Origin of the sequence: Alistipes intestinihominis (assembly GCF_040095975.1) — a bacterium.
GTDB lineage: Bacteria > Bacteroidota > Bacteroidia > Bacteroidales > Rikenellaceae > Alistipes > Alistipes senegalensis.
Genome location: NZ_JBBMFL010000002.1, coordinates 175586 through 190771, shown reverse-complemented (window position 1 = coordinate 190771; position 15186 = coordinate 175586). Strand labels below are relative to the sequence as shown.

Genomic DNA, 15186 nt, shown 5'->3' with positions numbered 1-15186 from the left:
ACGACTATGAAAAATTTGCTTTATATCATTTCGCTCTGCGGGCTGCTCACGGCGTGCGACCTGCAAGAGGAGCCGTACGGATTCTATTCCGACGACAATTTTTACAAGAATGAGACCGATGCCGAGTCGGGGTTGCTCTATGCTTATAATGCCTTGACGTTCCTCGAATATTCGCGCGGCATCTTCTACATCGGCGACATTCCGACCGAGACCATGTCGCCCAAGAGCGACGAGGCCGGCGATGTCTACCAGCTTGAGAACTGGATCGCGGGCCGCGAGACCGAGCAGTTGAAATACTATTTCAAATACTGCTACATTGCGATCAACCGCGCCAATACGGTGATCGACCATGTTCAAAACAGTTCGGCGCTGAGCGAGACGGCCCGCCGCCGTATTCTGGGCGAAGCCTATTTCCTGCGTGCGTGGAACTATTTCAACTTGGTGCGCACGTTCGGTATCGTCCCCGTGCAAACGCAGATGGTGGCGGAACTGTCGCAGACGACGCCTCCGATGGCGACAGGTCTCGACCAGCTTTACGACCTGATCTTCGGCGACCTGACCCGGGCGGACGACCTGCTCGAAGTCAACAAGGTTTTCGGACGGGCGGACAAAGTGGCGGCGCAGTCGTTGATGGCCAAGGCTTACCTGACCGTCGCCTCGTCGAAGGAGCACAACGTTTACCGCTATACGGAGATGCGCCGCGAACCGCAGATCATGTACGACAGCGCCGCTTATTGGGCGGGAAAGGTCGTTCGTGATTATAGGGACTCGTACGATTTCGATACCGACCTGCGCGCCATCTACGATGTGGACAAGCCCACGGGACCCGAGCATATCTTCATCATGCCGATCGACCGCAGCGGTACGCAGGAGGGCAACTATTCCAAACTGCCTTTGCTTTTCCTGCCGTCGAACAACTCCGTGCCGTTTTACATCCGTTACGGCAACGGCGATTTGCAGCGGGCCAACGGCAACGGCTGGGGCGTTTTCCTCTGCAACGACGAGTTCGTCGAGACGCAGTTCAGCACCACCGACAAGCGCCGTACCGAGCTGATTCATCGTGATATATACGATGCCTCGGGCAATCCGATCGTGCCCAACCAGGTCAAGGGCTACTTTTCGAGCAAATATGTCGATCCCGATTTCATCGGCGAGCGTACCAGCGCCCGGCCTTATCTGATCCGGTTTTCGGATATTGCGCTGGTGTATGCCGAGGCTGCGGGACCCGAAGAGGGGTTGGCCTATGTGAACCGCATCCGCGAAAGAGCCGGTGTGACGCCGCTTCCGTCCGGAATGACGACGGATGAATTCCGCAAAGCCGTAATCAAGGAGCGTGCGCTCGAATTGGCATTCGAGGGCAACCGGCTTTACGATCTTCGTCGCACGGCCTCGGTTACGACCACCGACATCAGGGCTGCCGGACTGAGCGAGGCCGAAGCCGCCTATTATCCGATCCCGCAGCGTGAAATAGATTTGAATCCCAATTTGTAGCGTTATGAAAAATCTGAAATATATCGTATTGTTGCTTTCGTGCCTGACTGTGATTTCCTGCACGAAGGACATCGACGAGAAAGAGCCGAGCAACGAATGCTCGATTCTCGACATCAAACTGACGGGGCAGCTGGGCAAGGCCACCATCGAACGGGTGGACGACAATCAGGGAACCGTGATTCTCTATATTTTCGAACAGGCCGATTATCCGTGGGAAGCGGTAGGCGTCGAGGCGCTGGCCCTCTCGGCCTATGCCACGGCGGATGTCGCCGACGGCGGTACGCTCGATTTTCGGAATCCGGACCGCAAGGCGCGTATCATCGTGCGTTCCCAGACCGGGAAACAGGTGCTGTGGACGGTTTATCTCAAACCCTACGACCCGTTCTATGTCGGCACGTGGTCCGTCAGCGACATCAAGATCTACGTGGATCAGAATATCAGCGGCAACGGTACCGGGAAATGGGATACTTCGATGGGCGGTTCCGAGTTCGGGACGTTTGCCTCTCCGGAGCTGGACAACGTCATCACGATTACGATGAACGAGGAGATGGTTGACGGGAAGTTCACAGGCAAGATCGTCAATGCTGCCGGGGCCGACGGGCTGTACGGGTCGTTCAAGGGCGTCTATCCGGGCGAGTACACCGAGGATGCTCCGCTGGATATGGACCCGCGTCTGCGGCATCTGATTCCTGCCGGGGAGTCCGACTGGGTGCTGGACCTCTCGACCAACGAGATGAAGATCTCGAAGAACAACATCACTTCGACGATGACTTTCAGCCAGGATACTTCGGGCAATCTTTTCTTTGATTTCGCTTTGCCGGATGCGTCGGGCGATACGCCGGGCAACAATTTCTATAATAATTTCTGGCGTAGTTCGTACAAGTTCTCGTACATCGTGCGGGCCGCCGAATAGGGCGGACATGCTAACCTTAACGAAAAACCGGACCTGCCGTACGGCAGGTCCGGTTTTTCAGTTGTCGGAATGAACGGTCTATACCGTCATGATCTCCTTCTCCTTTTTGGCGAGGACCTCTTCGAGGACCTTGGAGAACTTTTCGAGCAGTTTCTGCGACTGCGTTTCACCGTCTTTCGACTCGTCCTCGGGCATGCCCTCCTTCTGGGCCTTCTTGAAGGCATCTACGGCGTCGCGGCGGGCGTTGCGCAGGCTGATGCGCGCCGTTTCGGCCTCCGAACGCACCTGCTTCACCAACTCCTTGCGGCGCTCCTCGGTGAGGGGCGGAATCGACAGGCGGATCTGCTCGCCGTTGTTCGAGGGCGTCAGGCCGATGTTCGAGTCGATGATCGCCTTCTCGATCGGCCGCAGCATGTTCTTGTCCCACGGCTGGATCAGAATGGTTTTGGCGTCGGGTACGGTGACGCTGGCGGCGCCCGAGACGGGAACCTGCGAGCCGAAATAATCGACCATCACGCCGTTCAGGGCGTTGGGCGACGCTTTGCCGGCGCGTACGTTCAGCAGTTCCTCTTCGAGGTGGTCGATGGCCTTCTGCATGCGGCCTGTGGCATCGTTGAGAATCGTTTGTGTATCCATGACGTTTGAGGTTTAATTTTCGAGTGTCTTTTCAATGGTGCGGATCAGGGCGTCGAACTCCTCGTCGTCGTAGCCCACCGTGGCGAGGATCACCTTGCCCTGCTTGTCGATGAGGAAGTTGCGCGGGATGTAGTCCGTCGCATAGCGGTCGTAGACGGTCCGTGCGGAGTCGAGGCCCATCGGGAACGTGTAGCCGGTCTTTTCGCGGAAAGCTTCCACCGTTTCGCGCTTCTCGCCGCGCGAGACGGGCAGGAAGACGAAGGGTTTGCCGGCGAAACGGTCGATGATCTCTTTCTGCACGCGGGTCAGCTCCTGGCGGCAGGGCGGGCACCACGTGGCCCAGAAATTGAGCAGCACGACCTTGCCGCGCAGCTCTTCGAGCGACAGGCGGCTCCCGTCGGTCAGTTCGACCGTGAAGCCGGGAGCCGTCTCCCCGGCCCCGACGAGCGTGGTCGCTTCGGTCTTCGTCTCGGCGCTCTTCCGGGCGTTGCGGCTGCCGCATCCGGGGAGCAGCAGGATGACGGCGATGATGACGGCGATCAGCGCCAGCATCACCCACAGCGATTTGTTGCTTTTTTTCTTGGCCATAGCTTTACGGTTTTACGAGCGTTCCGATCGGTTCCCCGGCAAGTACCTTGCCCAAATTGCCTTCGGTGTCCATGTCGAAGACGATGATCTGCAAGCCGTTTTCGCGGCAGAGCGTGAAGGCCGTGAGGTCCATGACCTTCAGCCGGCGGTCGAGCACCTCCTCGAACGAGATTTCGTCGAATTTCACGGCCGCGGGGTCCTTCTCCGGATCGGCCGTGTAGACGCCGTCCACGCGGGTGCCTTTCAGCAGTACGTCGGCCTCGATCTCGATGCCGCGCAGGGCCGAGGCCGAGTCGGTCGTGAAATAGGGGTTCGAGGTGCCGCCTCCGACGATCACCACGTAGCCCGCTTCGAGATACTCGATGGCACGGGCCTTGGAGAAATACTCGCCGATCGGCTCCATGCGGATCGAGGTGAGCACCTTGCACTTGACCCCGTTGTCCTCGAGCGCCGATTGGAGCGCCAGCGAATTGATGATCGTGGCGAGCATGCCCATCTGGTCGCCCTTCACGCGGTCGAAGCCCTTTTTGGCGCCCGAGAGGCCGCGGAAGATGTTGCCGCCGCCGATGACGATGCCGATCTGCACGCCCGTCGCCGCTGCCGCCTTGATCTGTTCGGCGTAGGATTGCAGCACCTCGGGCGAAAGCCCGTACTTTTGTGCGCCTTGCAGCGATTCGCCGCTCAGTTTCAGGAGTATCCGCTTGTATTTCATCTCTGATGCGTTTTATCGTAACGCGAAGATAGGTATTTTTTCGAGAAATTTGCATATTATTGTCTATCTTTGGTGTCGTTACGGCACTTTTGTCGGTCGGGGTGTTTTGCCGTGCCGCATGCAATCCGGTTTTGGCGCCCTCCGTTCTTTTTCCTATCTTCGGAGGCGTAACGCCCCTTTATAGGAGTCGATAGGTTGTCCGGAGACCGGGCGTGATCCGGTTTTGGATTCGTTCGTTCTTTTTCCTATCTTTGCAATCCTTATGTCGTCGGAAGAATATAAACTGCTCGATACGATCTCGTCGCCGCGGGAGCTGAAAAAGCTCTCGGCGGAGGAGCTGCGCGTTTACTGCGACGAGCTGCGACGCTATATCATCGACGAGTGTTCGGTCAACCCGGGGCACCTGGCTTCGAGCCTCGGGGCCGTGGAGCTGGCCGCGGCGCTGCATTATGTCTTCGAAACCCCGGAGGACAAGATCGTCTGGGATGTCGGCCACCAGACCTACGCCCACAAGATCATCACCGGACGCCGCGAGGCGTTCCGGACCAAGCGCCGGCTGAACGGCATCAGCGGCTTTCCGCGCATGTCCGAGAGCGAATACGACGCTTTCGGGGGCGGTCACGCCTCGGTGTCGATCTCCGCGGCTTTCGGCATGGCCAAGGCGGCCGAACTGCGGGGCGAGAAGCGGCAGGTGGTGGCCGTCATCGGCGACGGTTCGATGACCGGCGGGCTGGCTTTCGAGGGGCTCAACAACGCCGGGGCCTCGAAGCGCACGAACCTGCTGGTGATCCTGAACGACAACAACATGGCCATCGACCAGGCCACCGGGGCGCTGAAAAACTACCTGCTGAAAATCTCGACTTCGGTCCACTACAACCGTTTCAAACAGCGGCTGTGGGGCATTCTGTCGCATACGCCGCGTCTGCTGAGGCTCTGCCAGAAGGCGGGCAACGCCGTGAAACAGGGCCTGCTGAACAAGAGCAACCTCTTCGAAAGTCTCAATTTCCGTTACTTCGGGCCCGTGGACGGCCACAACCTCAAAGAGCTGGTGCGGACGCTCCGTGCGCTGCGCGACATTGAGGGCCCCAAGCTGCTGCACGTTATGACCGTGAAGGGAAAAGGCTACCTTCCGGCCGAGCACAACCAGTCGGTCTGGCATGCTCCGGGGTGCTTCAATCCCGATACCGGCGAGCGGATTTCCGCTCCGGCCGACGCGGCGCGCTATCAGGATGTTTTCGGCGAGACGCTGTTGGAGCTGGCCCGCAGGGATGCCCGCGTCGTGGGCGTCACGCCCGCCATGCCGTCGGGCTGTTCGATGAACATCCTCCTGCGCGAAATGCCGGAACGCTGTTTCGACGTGGGGATCGCCGAAGGGCACGCCGTGACCTTCTCGGCGGGGCTCGCCGCGGCGGGGATGGTGCCTTTCTGCAACATCTATTCGACGTTTATGCAGCGGGCTTACGACAATGTGATCCACGACGTTGCGATACAGGGGCTTCCGGTGGTGATGTGCCTCGACCGCGGCGGATTGGTGGGCGAGGACGGCGTGACGCACCACGGGGTCTTCGACATGGCCGCTTTCGGGGCCGTGCCGGGGCTGACTGTCGCCGCGCCGATGAACGAACCCGAACTCCGCAACATGATGTGGACCGGCTTGCAGGCCGGCGCACCCTTTATGATCCGCTATCCCCGCGGGCTCGGGGAGGGGTTGCCGTGGCGGGGTCTGCCGTTCGAGACGCTGCCCGTGGGCCGCGGACGCCGCCTGCGCGAGGGGCGCGACGTGGCGTTGGTGACCGTCGGGACCGTCGGCAATGCGGCGGCCCGGGCCGCGGAACGCGCTGCGGCGCAGGGGGTGGAGGCGGCCCATTATGACCTGCGCTGGGTGAAACCCCTCGACACGGAGCTGCTCGACGAGGTGGGGCGCACGTTCCGCCGCGTCATTACCGTCGAGGACGGCTGTCTGCGCGGAGGTGTCGGCGAGGCTGTCGCCGCCTATTTCAATGCCCGCAGTTACGATGCGCACGTCACGTGTCTGGGCATCGGCGACGCCTGGGTCGAACACGGCACGCCCGAACAGCTTCACGCGCTCTGCGGCTACGACGAGGAGTCGATTCTCCGCGCCCTCACGCAGTCCGTTTGAGAAGCGGGTTTTAGGGGCGCAGGCGTAAGACGTCTGTATAGCGCGTCGTCCCGCACTCCGTTCGCTTCTGCGCTTCCTGTAATTTGTTACATGGTAAATGTCCAGTCGTCGCCGCGGCTGAGAGAGGGATCGAACCGGAAACCCTCCCATTCGAAGGCTTGAAGCGCCGCAGGGTCGGTGATCCGGTTTTTCAGTATGTGCCGCGTCATCTCGCCGCGGCACATTTTCGTGTAGATGACGATGGTTTTCAGCCGGTCGCCCTCGCGGATGCGGAACTCCGGGGTGATGACCCGCACTTCGCGGCACACGCGCTTCCAGTCGAAGAGCCGTTTCATCTCCCCGCTGGCCAGGTTGACCAGAATGCCGTCGTCGCGCCGGATTTTGTCCAGCAGGGCGTCGGTCAGCCGTTCGTGCCAGTAGGCGAAGAGCGTCTGTTCGTCGTGGCCGGGCAGCACGGCGTCGCCTTCGAGCCGGTAGGGGCGGATGGCGTCCAGCGGGCGGAGCACTCCGTAGAGGAACGACGTGATGTTGAGGTGCTCCTGGGCGTATTCGAGGTCGGCGGCGGAGAAGCTCGCCGGGTCGATGCGTTTGAAGACGATGCCCGTGTAGGCCGCGAGGGCCGGGAGCGCCGGGGTGTCGCTGTCGTGGAATCGGCGGTAGCGCAGGTGGTTTTCGGCGGCGATGCGGCGGTTGACGCGCAGCAGCCGCGCCAGTTCGTCGGTCGGGAGCGTCGCCAGCTCGGCGGCCAGCCGCCGGGCCTCTTCGAGATGAACCGGAACGGTCGTACGGGGCGTTGCGACGGAGCTCCGCTCCGCCATCGTCTTGGCGCAGGAGAGGAGTATTTGCATGGCGTCAGGCTACGGAGCAGGGGATGCCGAGGGCCTCGACGCGCGCGGCGATGGCCTGCAACTCCTCTTTGGAAACTTTTTCGAGCGTTTGGCAGGGGGTGTCGCGGTCGAGCGAGTAGACCATCACCTGCCGCGGACGGATTTCGTCGACCAGCTTCAGCCACGCCGCGACCTCCTCTTCGGTGGTGTTGTCGATGGGCTGGCCATCGCACGTTCCCCGCAGGAACATCGTTTGCAGGATCATCTTCCCCTCGAAGCGTTTCATCTCCTCGACGATGCCCCGGACGGTGTAGGCCGGGTTTTGCGGGTTGTTCATCCGCCGCACCGTCTCGTCGAACGCCGAGTCGAGTTTGAGGATGTTGTTGTCCACGCGCAGCAGGGCCTGGCGGACGCTGTCGCGGTGGATCTGCGTGGCGTTGGAGAGCACCGAGACTTTCGCCGCGGGGCACAGCGCGTCGCGCAGGGCCAGCGTGTCGCCGATGACGGCTTCGAATTCGGGGTGCAGGGTCGGTTCGCCGTTGCCGGCGAAGGTGATGACATCGGGCGGGGTGCCGTCGGCCATCATCTGCCGCAGGGTGGCTTCGAGTTGGGTGCGGACCTCTTCGCGGGCGTTGAAACGGCGCGCTCCGGGGTGTTCGGCGTTCCAGCCGCATTCGCAGTAGATGCAGTCGAACGAGCAGAGTTTCGACGCCGTGGGCAGCAGGTTGACCCCCAGCGAGAGGCCCAGCCGCCGCGAGTGCACCGGGCCGAAGATGATGTCATGGAATAGCGATGTCATAGGGCAAAGATAGTGCAAGGTGAGCGGAGTGCCAAATTTATTTGAGCACTTCCGAAACGCCGCCTATCTAAGGCAACGCCAAAGATCGTGCAAGGCGAGCGCAAAAGCAAGTTTACTTGCGTTTTTGCCGAACCGAATTGTCGGGCCGGGTCGCGCGTGCGGATTCTTGCTGCCCGGCGCGGCTGAAATCTCGGAAATAAGTATAAATGCGTATCCGTGCGGAATAAAAAACGGTTATTTTTGACTGCTGATTCTGTTTTATTTATACTTTTGTGCGTCCGAATCGAAAAAATCGTACATAACTTACTAATTACAAGATAAAATGGTTGATATTTTTTCACGCCTCGAAAAGAATGCGGGCGGACCGATCGGTCAGTATATGTCGTATGCCCACGGTTATTACGCTTTCCCCAAACTCGAAGGCGAAATCGGCCCCCATATGGTTTTCCGGGGCAAGAAGATGCTCAACTGGAGCTTGAACAACTACCTCGGACTGGCCAACCATCCCGAAGTGCGCAAGGCGGATGCCGAAGGCGCCGCCAAATTCGGAATGGCCGCCCCGATGGGCGCCCGCATGATGAGCGGACAGACCGTTTACCACGAACAGCTGGAGCGTGAGCTCGCTGAGTTCGTCGGCAAGGAGGATGCCTTCCTGCTCAACTTCGGCTACCAGGGCATGATCTCGATCATCGACTGCCTGCTGACCCCGCGCGACGTGGTCGTCTACGACGCCGAGGCGCACGCCTGCATCATCGACGGACTCCGCCTCCACAAGGGCAAGCGGTTCGTGTTCGGCCACAACGACATGGAGTCGCTGCGCCTGCAACTGCAACACGCTACGGATCTGGCCGAAGAGCAGAACGGCGGCGTGCTGGTGATCACCGAAGGCGTGTTCGGCATGAAGGGCGATCTGGGCAAGCTGGACGAGATCGTGGCGTTGAAGAAGGATTTCCAGTTCCGCCTGCTGGTGGACGACGCTCACGGCTTCGGTACGATGGGCCCGGGCGGTCGCGGTACGGCGGCGCATTTCGGCGTCGTCGATGGCGTGGACGTGCTTTTCAACACCTTCGCCAAGTCGATGGCCGGCATCGGCGCTTTCGTGAGCGGTCCCCGCTGGCTGATCAACCTGCTGCGCTATAACATGCGTTCGCAGCTTTACGCCAAGTCGCTCCCGATGCCGATGGTGATCGGCGCGCTGAAGCGTCTGGAGTTGATCCGCAACCACCCCGAATTCCAGGAGAAACTCTGGGAGAACGTCCGCGCGCTCCAGAGCAGCCTGAAAGAGAACGGTTTCGAGATCGGTGTGACCAATTCGCCGGTGACGCCCGTCTTCCTGAAAGGCGGCATTCCCGAAGCCACGAACCTGGTTGTGGACCTGCGTGAGAACCACGGCATTTTCTGCTCGATGGTGGTTTACCCCGTGATTCCGAAGGGCGAAATCATCTTGCGCATCATCCCGACGGCGGTGCATACGCTGGAGGACGTGAAAGTTACGATCGAGGCATTTAAGGCCGTTCGTGAGAAGCTCGAAAGCGGTTATTATGCTTCGCTGCCCATTCCGGTCCGCGCCGACGAGGGCTTCAAGGTACGTTAGTTTCCGGGCAGGAGTTTTCTCTCCGCCTGTCGTATGGGACAACCCCGGCTTCTGCGGAGCCGGGGTTGTTTCTTTAAGTGATAAAATTTGTCGGAAAATTTTGCAGAATAATTTTTTTCATTTTATATTTGCAGTCCCGAAACGCAGGGAACAGCGGTTTCCGAGGTGCGGGAATAGATTGCGGAAATAGCTCAGTTGGTAGAGCGCAACCTTGCCAAGGTTGAGGTCGCGGGTCCGAGTCCCGTTTTCCGCTCACGAGGTCCTTCTATGAAGGACCTTTTTTGTTGGGTAAGATTGCGTAACATGAAGCGAATAATTCTGTATATCAACGATATGTAGAATCGTTTCGTTTTTGTGTCGTAGCAAAAGACAGCAAGCAAAAGCACCTTCTCCGTGTGCAGAAGCGTTATTCCGCGGTGGAAGAATCCCGGTGCCGACGGTCGCAGGCGACATCTGCGTGCCGTGGCGCCCCGTGAAGCGGGGATGCGAACTTCGGCTGGCAGTTCCCGGGGAAACGACCGCCTGCGTGTCCGTACCCGAAAAGGCTCCCCGCCGATTACGAAGCCGGAAAACACTCGAATGTCTATTGAACGGAGTCCTCGGCTCTTCTGTTCCGCCGCTGCGCCGGATGCAATGACGGGGATGTCGCCGCAATACCGGCTGGTTATGATCGTTATGTGCGATCGGAAAACACCTATCGTTATATAGATTCGATCTGACACACAATAAGGGTCTTTCGATACGCCAAATCGTAACTTATTGATATTCAATGTGTAAATTTTTAGGGGGGGGGGATTTTTCGGCCGAAAACCGCCGGATAATTTGGCTGTTCAGGTAAAAGTAATTACATTTGTGCACTAAGTGCAATGGTTTCTGATACAGAGGTCGTGCATTGAGCTGCGGTTCTGTCTTAGATTTAGGAATGGAATCGGCGAATTGATTCAATGATCGGACTGAGAATCAACATGGTATCCTTCGTGTGCTGCGTGACTGGAAGACTTGTTTCCGGACACGGGGGAATACAGGGAATGTCCGTACGTTAACATGACAACCGGCGCCGGATACATACATTGGTACGGGTTGAAAGTCTTTTTCAACAAAGTATTCGAAATAGAATCTTTGCTTTCTGCCGACGGGGTGGAGAGTTATATCCCCTGCGAAATGGTTACGGTGGAGGTTCGCGGCATCTGGAAACAGGTGCGGCGGACGGTCATTCCGTCGCTGATGTTCTTCCGCTCCACCGAGGAATATGCCAAAGAGCTGCAAACGTCCCTCCGGGGCCGCGTGATGCTGTATACCTATGTGAACGAAAAGTGGAAGAAGGTTCCCTCCCTGATTTCGGAATACGAGATGGATATGTTCAGACTCGTCACCTCGTCGGGGGCCGCCGGGCTCGATTATTTCGGGGACGACAGCATCGTTTACGGCATCGGGGACCGCGTCCGCGTCACGGGCGGGGTTTTCAAAGGCGCCGAGGGCTACATCAAGCGGATCAAGGGAAAGCGGAGGTTGATCGTCTCCATCACGGGCATTTGCGCCGTGGCCACCTCGTTCATCCCGAACTGCTTTTTGCAGAAGATCTGAGAGGTCGTTCAAGACCGCAGTTCCGGGGTTCCCGGATCGGTTAATCACGTATTTACAACATGACGGACTGCCGCTTCTGAAAACGACGGCCGGGGTCGTTGCGGACCGGATGTGCGTTTTGGAACGGGATATGGATATGCTCCCTCGTGGGGGGGGAGTGATGGACGGGGTTCATCGGGGTGCGGCCTCCTCCCGGTGACGCGTGACCTGAATGAAGAGGATTATCGAATGGTTTCTGGTAAAATTTCAATTTGCGAAGTATGACGCCTCAGTACTCTGTATTATTGTCTCTGATAATCTCGCTGTTGGTTGTCAGTTGGATTCATCCCCGGTTGGTTAAGATCGCCCTGTTGAAAAATCTGGTGGACAATCCGGATAGCCGCAAATTGCAGCGTCAGCCGGTTCCTGTTTTGGGCGGGATCGCCGTTTTCTTCGGCATCGTCATCGGATACGGGAGCGTTTGCGGGATGGTGAACTATGCCGGGATGCTGATCGTGATCATGGCCATGATGGTCATGCTCTATATCGGGACTATGGACGACATTCTGAGTCTTTCTCCGGCATTGCGGTTCGCTGTCGAATTCTTCGTCGCCCTGTTGTTGATCTTCAACGGGGGTTATCTTCTGGACGATTTCCACGGTTTGTGGGGCGTCGGGATGTTGCCCGATTGGATGGCCGTTCCTTTGACGGTCGTTGCCGTGGTCGGCATTATCAACGCCATCAACCTGATCGACGGCGTGAACGGCTTGTCGTCGGGTTATTGCATCACGGCCTGTACGATGTTCGGAACGTTGTTCTACCTGTCGGGCGATATGAAAATGACGATTCTTGCCGCAGTTTCGGTCGGAGCCCTGATCCCGTTTTTCCTGCACAACGTTTTCGGCAAGACTTCGAAAATGTTCATCGGCGACGGCGGGACGTTGGTCATGGGAGTCGTCATAACGGTCTTCGTCATCGAGACATTGCGCAGCGGTTCGTCGTGCGGGGCTTACGTGGAGCCTCGGGTCGGGTTGGTTCCCTTTTCGTTGGCCGTCCTGTGCATTCCGGTCTTCGATACGCTGCGGGTCATGTTCTCGCGTATTCTGCGCGGGGTGTCGCCGTTCCGGCCCGACAAAACCCACCTGCACCATATGTTTATCAATCTGGGGTGTTCGCATGCCGCCGTGACGCTGGCCATCGTCGCGTTGAACACGTCTGTCGTGTTGTGTTGGTGGGGGTTGACGAGATTGGGGGTTTCGATAGACGTGCAGCTTTATGCCGTTGTCGTCATGGGCTTTCTGGTCACGTTCGGGCTCTATCACTTCATGGAGTGGCATTTGCGCAGGAACACTTCTTTCCTGCGGGCGGTCCGCCGCCTCGGCTACCGGACCCATGTCAGCCGGCGGGGCGTTTTTCTGCGGATGCAGCACTTTCTCGACCGGCTTTAGAGATGCCGGGGTTTACGAACAATCATCATCAAAGAGAATAAATCGTTATGCACGGAATAGTTGAAAAAGTCCGTCTGTTTCTATTGTTTTTTTTGTTGGCCGCTCCTTTTGGGACCGCTTATTGTCAGATGAGCGACGAAGCGGTTGTCAAGTACGCTTTGGAGGGCCGGCAGTCCGGCAAGAGCGATCAGCAGATCGGCAAGGAGTTGTTGGCGCGCGGCGTCACGCCGGAGCAGGTTGAGCGCTTGAAGCAGAAATACGAGGATAGCCGGACATCCTCCGAGACCGTTGCTTCGGATCAGGTCATCTCGGGCCAGCGCCGGGAGCGGCCCCGTTCGTCGTCCGATACGCTTGCTGTCGAGATTCCTCCGGTTCCGGACCCGGCCGAAAGGGGTGCGGATTCCCGCGCTGTTTTCGGTCGCAACGTGTTCCGGAGCCGGGCTCTGACTTTCGAGCCGAACGAGAATCAGGCCACGCCGGAAAATTACAGGCTGGGCCCCGGCGACGAGGTCATCATCGACATCTGGGGCGAGAACGAGCGGAGTCTTCGGGAGGAGATCTCCCCGGAGGGAAATATCATGGTCGAGCAGGTGGGTCCGGTCTATCTGAACGGGCTTACGATCAAGGAGGCGAACGCGAAGTTGCGGGGCGTTTTCGGCCAGATCTACGCGGGAGTTTCGGGCGACAGCCCCGCTTCGGAGGTCCGCGTTACGCTGGGCCGCCTTCGCACGATCCAGGTGAACGTGATGGGCGAGGTCGAGATGCCGGGCACCTACCGGTTGTCGTCGTTCGCCACGGTGTTCCATGCCCTTTACCAGGCCGGGGGTGTCACGGACATCGGTACCCTGCGCAATATCCGGGTGCTTCGCAGCGGCCGTGAGGTCGCGTCCGTGGACATCTACAAATACCTTTTCCACGGGGATTCGAAAGACGACATCCGCTTGGAAGAGGGCGATATCGTGCTGGTTCCCTCGTACGATCTTCTGGTGGAGGTCACGGGGTGCGTCAAACGTCCGATGCGCTACGAGATGGAGGCCGGCGAGCCGTTGTCGCAGTTGTTGGCCTATGCCGGCGGGTTCACGGGCGACGCCTACGGGCGCGAGGTTCGCGTGGTGCGCACTATGGGGCGGGAGCACGAATTGTTCAACGTGGACAGCGTCGGTTATGGGACTTTCGCCCTGATGGACGGGGATTCCGTTGCCGTCGGGCGGGTGCTCGATCGTTATGCGAACCGGATCGAGGTTCAGGGTGCCGTCTATCGCCCCGGGATGTACGAACTGGGCGAGGGTACGCATACGGTCCGGGAGTTGATCGGACGTGCCGAAGGACTCCGGGAGGATGCTTTCCGGGGCCGGGCCTTGTTGTTCCGGGAGCGGGACGACCTTACTCCGGAGATCGTGGCCGTGGACCTGGAAGGGGTTCTTTCGGGGCGGTTGACGGATATTTCCCTGCGGCGCAACGACGTATTGGTCGTGTCGAGCGTCCATGATCTGGAGGACCGCGGGGGGTTCACGATCGGCGGCGAGGTGGCCCGCCCGGGAGTTTATCCCTATGCGGCGCATACGACGGTCGAGGATCTCATCGTGCAGGCCGGAGGACTTCTGGACGGCGCCTCTACGGTGAAGGTGGAGGTTTCCCGCCGGTTGAAGGACCCGAAGAGCACGACCCCCTCGAACGGAGTGGGCAAGGTCTATGCGTTTTCGTTGAAAGAGGGTCTGGTCGTGGACGGAGAGGCTGGTTTCGAACTGGCACCGTTCGACGTGGTGGAGGTCCGGCGGAGCCCCGGCTACCAGCCCCAGCGGCAGGTCGTACTCGACGGGGAGGTCGTTTTTACGGGGAATTACACGCTGATCCGTAAGAACGAGCGTTTGTCGGACCTTGTCAAGCGCGCCGGCGGGATCACGGACGACGCCTATGTGCGCGGAGGCCGTCTGATCCGCCGCATGAACGAAGAGGAGCGTGCCGTACGGGATGCGGCGCTTCGCGCCGCACAGCAAAACCGCGGAGCCGATTCGGTTTCTTTGGAGAAACTGATGGCGGACGATTACTATGCGGTGGGCATCGAATTGGACAAGGCGCTGTCGAACCCCGGTTCGGACTACGATGTGGTGCTGCGCGAGGGGGACCGGCTGGTGGTTCCGGAGTATGTGAGCACGGTCAAGATCAACGGGGATGTCATGTACCCCAATACGACGGTCTATTTGAAGGACAAGCGGGTGAAATACTATATCGCTCAGGCGGGCGGTTACGGGGCGCGTGCCAAGCGGAACAAAGCCTATATCGTTTATATGAACGGCCGCGTCGCGCGCGTGAAGGGTCGTGCGAAGGTGGAGCCGGGCTGCGAGATCATCGTTCCGTCCAAGCGCGATCGCAAGCGGATGGGTATTGCGGAGATTCTGGGTCTGACGACCTCTGCGGCGTCGATCGGCACGATGGCGGCGTCGATTGCGAACATGACGAAATAACGGAACGGAC

The 15186-nt window shown here is 59.1% G+C and carries 13 protein-coding genes and 1 tRNA gene; 9 read left to right on the top strand and 5 right to left on the bottom strand.

What is annotated here, in order from left to right; translation table 11 throughout:
* Window positions 1-6: 6 nt before the first annotated feature.
* Both WMO46_RS02365 and WMO46_RS02360 read left to right on the top strand, forming a co-directional pair.
* A complete protein-coding gene (locus WMO46_RS02365) occupies window positions 7-1491 on the top strand; it encodes a RagB/SusD family nutrient uptake outer membrane protein (protein ID WP_349093713.1) in 1485 nt (494 codons plus the stop codon).
* Between the two features lie 4 nt (window positions 1492-1495).
* Window positions 1496-2404, top strand: a complete 909-nt coding sequence (locus tag WMO46_RS02360; protein ID WP_019151658.1) for a hypothetical protein — start codon at window positions 1496-1498, stop codon at window positions 2402-2404.
* A gap of 78 nt (window positions 2405-2482) precedes the next feature.
* Here WMO46_RS02360 and frr read toward each other — a convergent pair whose 3' ends face one another.
* The 3 genes from frr to pyrH are packed head-to-tail and all read right to left on the bottom strand — an operon-like array spanning window position 2483 to window position 4340.
* Complete coding sequence (gene frr, locus WMO46_RS02355) at window positions 2483-3040, bottom strand: ribosome recycling factor (RefSeq protein WP_019151657.1); 558 nt, start codon at window positions 3038-3040, stop codon at window positions 2483-2485.
* A gap of 12 nt (window positions 3041-3052) precedes the next feature.
* Entirely contained in the window at window positions 3053-3628 is a 576-nt protein-coding gene (locus WMO46_RS02350) for a TlpA family protein disulfide reductase (protein WP_195498288.1), read from the bottom strand.
* Between the two features lie 4 nt (window positions 3629-3632).
* A complete protein-coding gene (gene pyrH, locus WMO46_RS02345) occupies window positions 3633-4340 on the bottom strand; it encodes a UMP kinase (RefSeq protein WP_019151655.1) in 708 nt (235 codons plus the stop codon).
* A 262-nt stretch (window positions 4341-4602) separates the two neighbouring features.
* Between pyrH and dxs the strand changes: the two genes are divergently transcribed.
* Complete coding sequence (dxs, locus tag WMO46_RS02340) at window positions 4603-6480, top strand: 1-deoxy-D-xylulose-5-phosphate synthase (protein ID WP_349093712.1); 1878 nt, start codon at window positions 4603-4605, stop codon at window positions 6478-6480.
* Between the two features lie 86 nt (window positions 6481-6566).
* On the opposite strand, the gene WMO46_RS02335 is transcribed toward dxs, so the two are convergent.
* Both WMO46_RS02335 and WMO46_RS02330 read right to left on the bottom strand, forming a co-directional pair.
* The gene (locus tag WMO46_RS02335) at window positions 6567-7328 is read right to left on the bottom strand and encodes a YaaA family protein (RefSeq protein ID WP_129651356.1); all 762 of its coding nucleotides are present in this window, start codon (window positions 7326-7328) and stop codon (window positions 6567-6569) included.
* A gap of 4 nt (window positions 7329-7332) precedes the next feature.
* A complete protein-coding gene (locus WMO46_RS02330) occupies window positions 7333-8106 on the bottom strand; it encodes a radical SAM protein (protein ID WP_276715029.1) in 774 nt (257 codons plus the stop codon).
* Between the two features lie 322 nt (window positions 8107-8428).
* Between WMO46_RS02330 and WMO46_RS02325 the strand changes: the two genes are divergently transcribed.
* From WMO46_RS02325 to WMO46_RS02305, 6 genes are all read left to right on the top strand, one after another.
* On the top strand, window positions 8429-9700 hold the full coding sequence (locus WMO46_RS02325; RefSeq protein ID WP_195498284.1) for an aminotransferase class I/II-fold pyridoxal phosphate-dependent enzyme: 1272 nt from the start codon (window positions 8429-8431) through the stop codon (window positions 9698-9700).
* 180 nt (window positions 9701-9880) lie between these two features.
* Window positions 9881-9953: transfer RNA gene (locus WMO46_RS02320), tRNA-Gly, on the top strand.
* A gap of 177 nt (window positions 9954-10130) precedes the next feature.
* A complete protein-coding gene (locus WMO46_RS15595; protein ID WP_353963990.1) occupies window positions 10131-10337 on the top strand; it encodes an alpha-L-rhamnosidase C-terminal domain-containing protein in 207 nt (68 codons plus the stop codon).
* A 407-nt stretch (window positions 10338-10744) separates the two neighbouring features.
* Window positions 10745-11284 carry a UpxY family transcription antiterminator gene (locus WMO46_RS02315; RefSeq protein WP_129651383.1) on the top strand — a complete coding sequence of 180 codons (540 nt, stop codon included), beginning with the start codon at window positions 10745-10747 and terminating at the stop codon, window positions 11282-11284.
* Between the two features lie 260 nt (window positions 11285-11544).
* Window positions 11545-12711, top strand: coding sequence for an MraY family glycosyltransferase (locus tag WMO46_RS02310; protein ID WP_129651385.1), 1167 nt, complete (start codon window positions 11545-11547; stop codon window positions 12709-12711).
* 47 nt (window positions 12712-12758) lie between these two features.
* Entirely contained in the window at window positions 12759-15176 is a 2418-nt protein-coding gene (locus WMO46_RS02305) for an SLBB domain-containing protein (protein ID WP_410520075.1), read from the top strand.
* Window positions 15177-15186 lie beyond the last annotated feature (10 nt).

What these genes read in the sequence shown, in the direction of transcription:
- WMO46_RS02365 (WP_349093713.1), top strand. Translation starts at nt 7, where the DNA reads ATGAAAAATTTGCTTTATATCATTTCGCTCTGCGGGCTGCTCACGGCG.
- WMO46_RS02360 (WP_019151658.1), top strand. Translation starts at nt 1,496, where the DNA reads ATGAAAAATCTGAAATATATCGTATTGTTGCTTTCGTGCCTGACTGTG.
- frr (WP_019151657.1), bottom strand. Translation starts at nt 3,040, where the DNA reads ATGGATACACAAACGATTCTCAACGATGCCACAGGCCGCATGCAGAAG.
- WMO46_RS02350 (WP_195498288.1), bottom strand. Translation starts at nt 3,628, where the DNA reads ATGGCCAAGAAAAAAAGCAACAAATCGCTGTGGGTGATGCTGGCGCTG.
- pyrH (WP_019151655.1), bottom strand. Translation starts at nt 4,340, where the DNA reads ATGAAATACAAGCGGATACTCCTGAAACTGAGCGGCGAATCGCTGCAA.
- dxs (WP_349093712.1), top strand. Translation starts at nt 4,603, where the DNA reads ATGTCGTCGGAAGAATATAAACTGCTCGATACGATCTCGTCGCCGCGG.
- WMO46_RS02335 (WP_129651356.1), bottom strand. Translation starts at nt 7,328, where the DNA reads ATGCAAATACTCCTCTCCTGCGCCAAGACGATGGCGGAGCGGAGCTCC.
- WMO46_RS02330 (WP_276715029.1), bottom strand. Translation starts at nt 8,106, where the DNA reads ATGACATCGCTATTCCATGACATCATCTTCGGCCCGGTGCACTCGCGG.
- WMO46_RS02325 (WP_195498284.1), top strand. Translation starts at nt 8,429, where the DNA reads ATGGTTGATATTTTTTCACGCCTCGAAAAGAATGCGGGCGGACCGATC.
- WMO46_RS02315 (WP_129651383.1), top strand. Translation starts at nt 10,745, where the DNA reads ATGACAACCGGCGCCGGATACATACATTGGTACGGGTTGAAAGTCTTT.
- WMO46_RS02310 (WP_129651385.1), top strand. Translation starts at nt 11,545, where the DNA reads ATGACGCCTCAGTACTCTGTATTATTGTCTCTGATAATCTCGCTGTTG.
- WMO46_RS02305 (WP_410520075.1), top strand. Translation starts at nt 12,759, where the DNA reads ATGCACGGAATAGTTGAAAAAGTCCGTCTGTTTCTATTGTTTTTTTTG.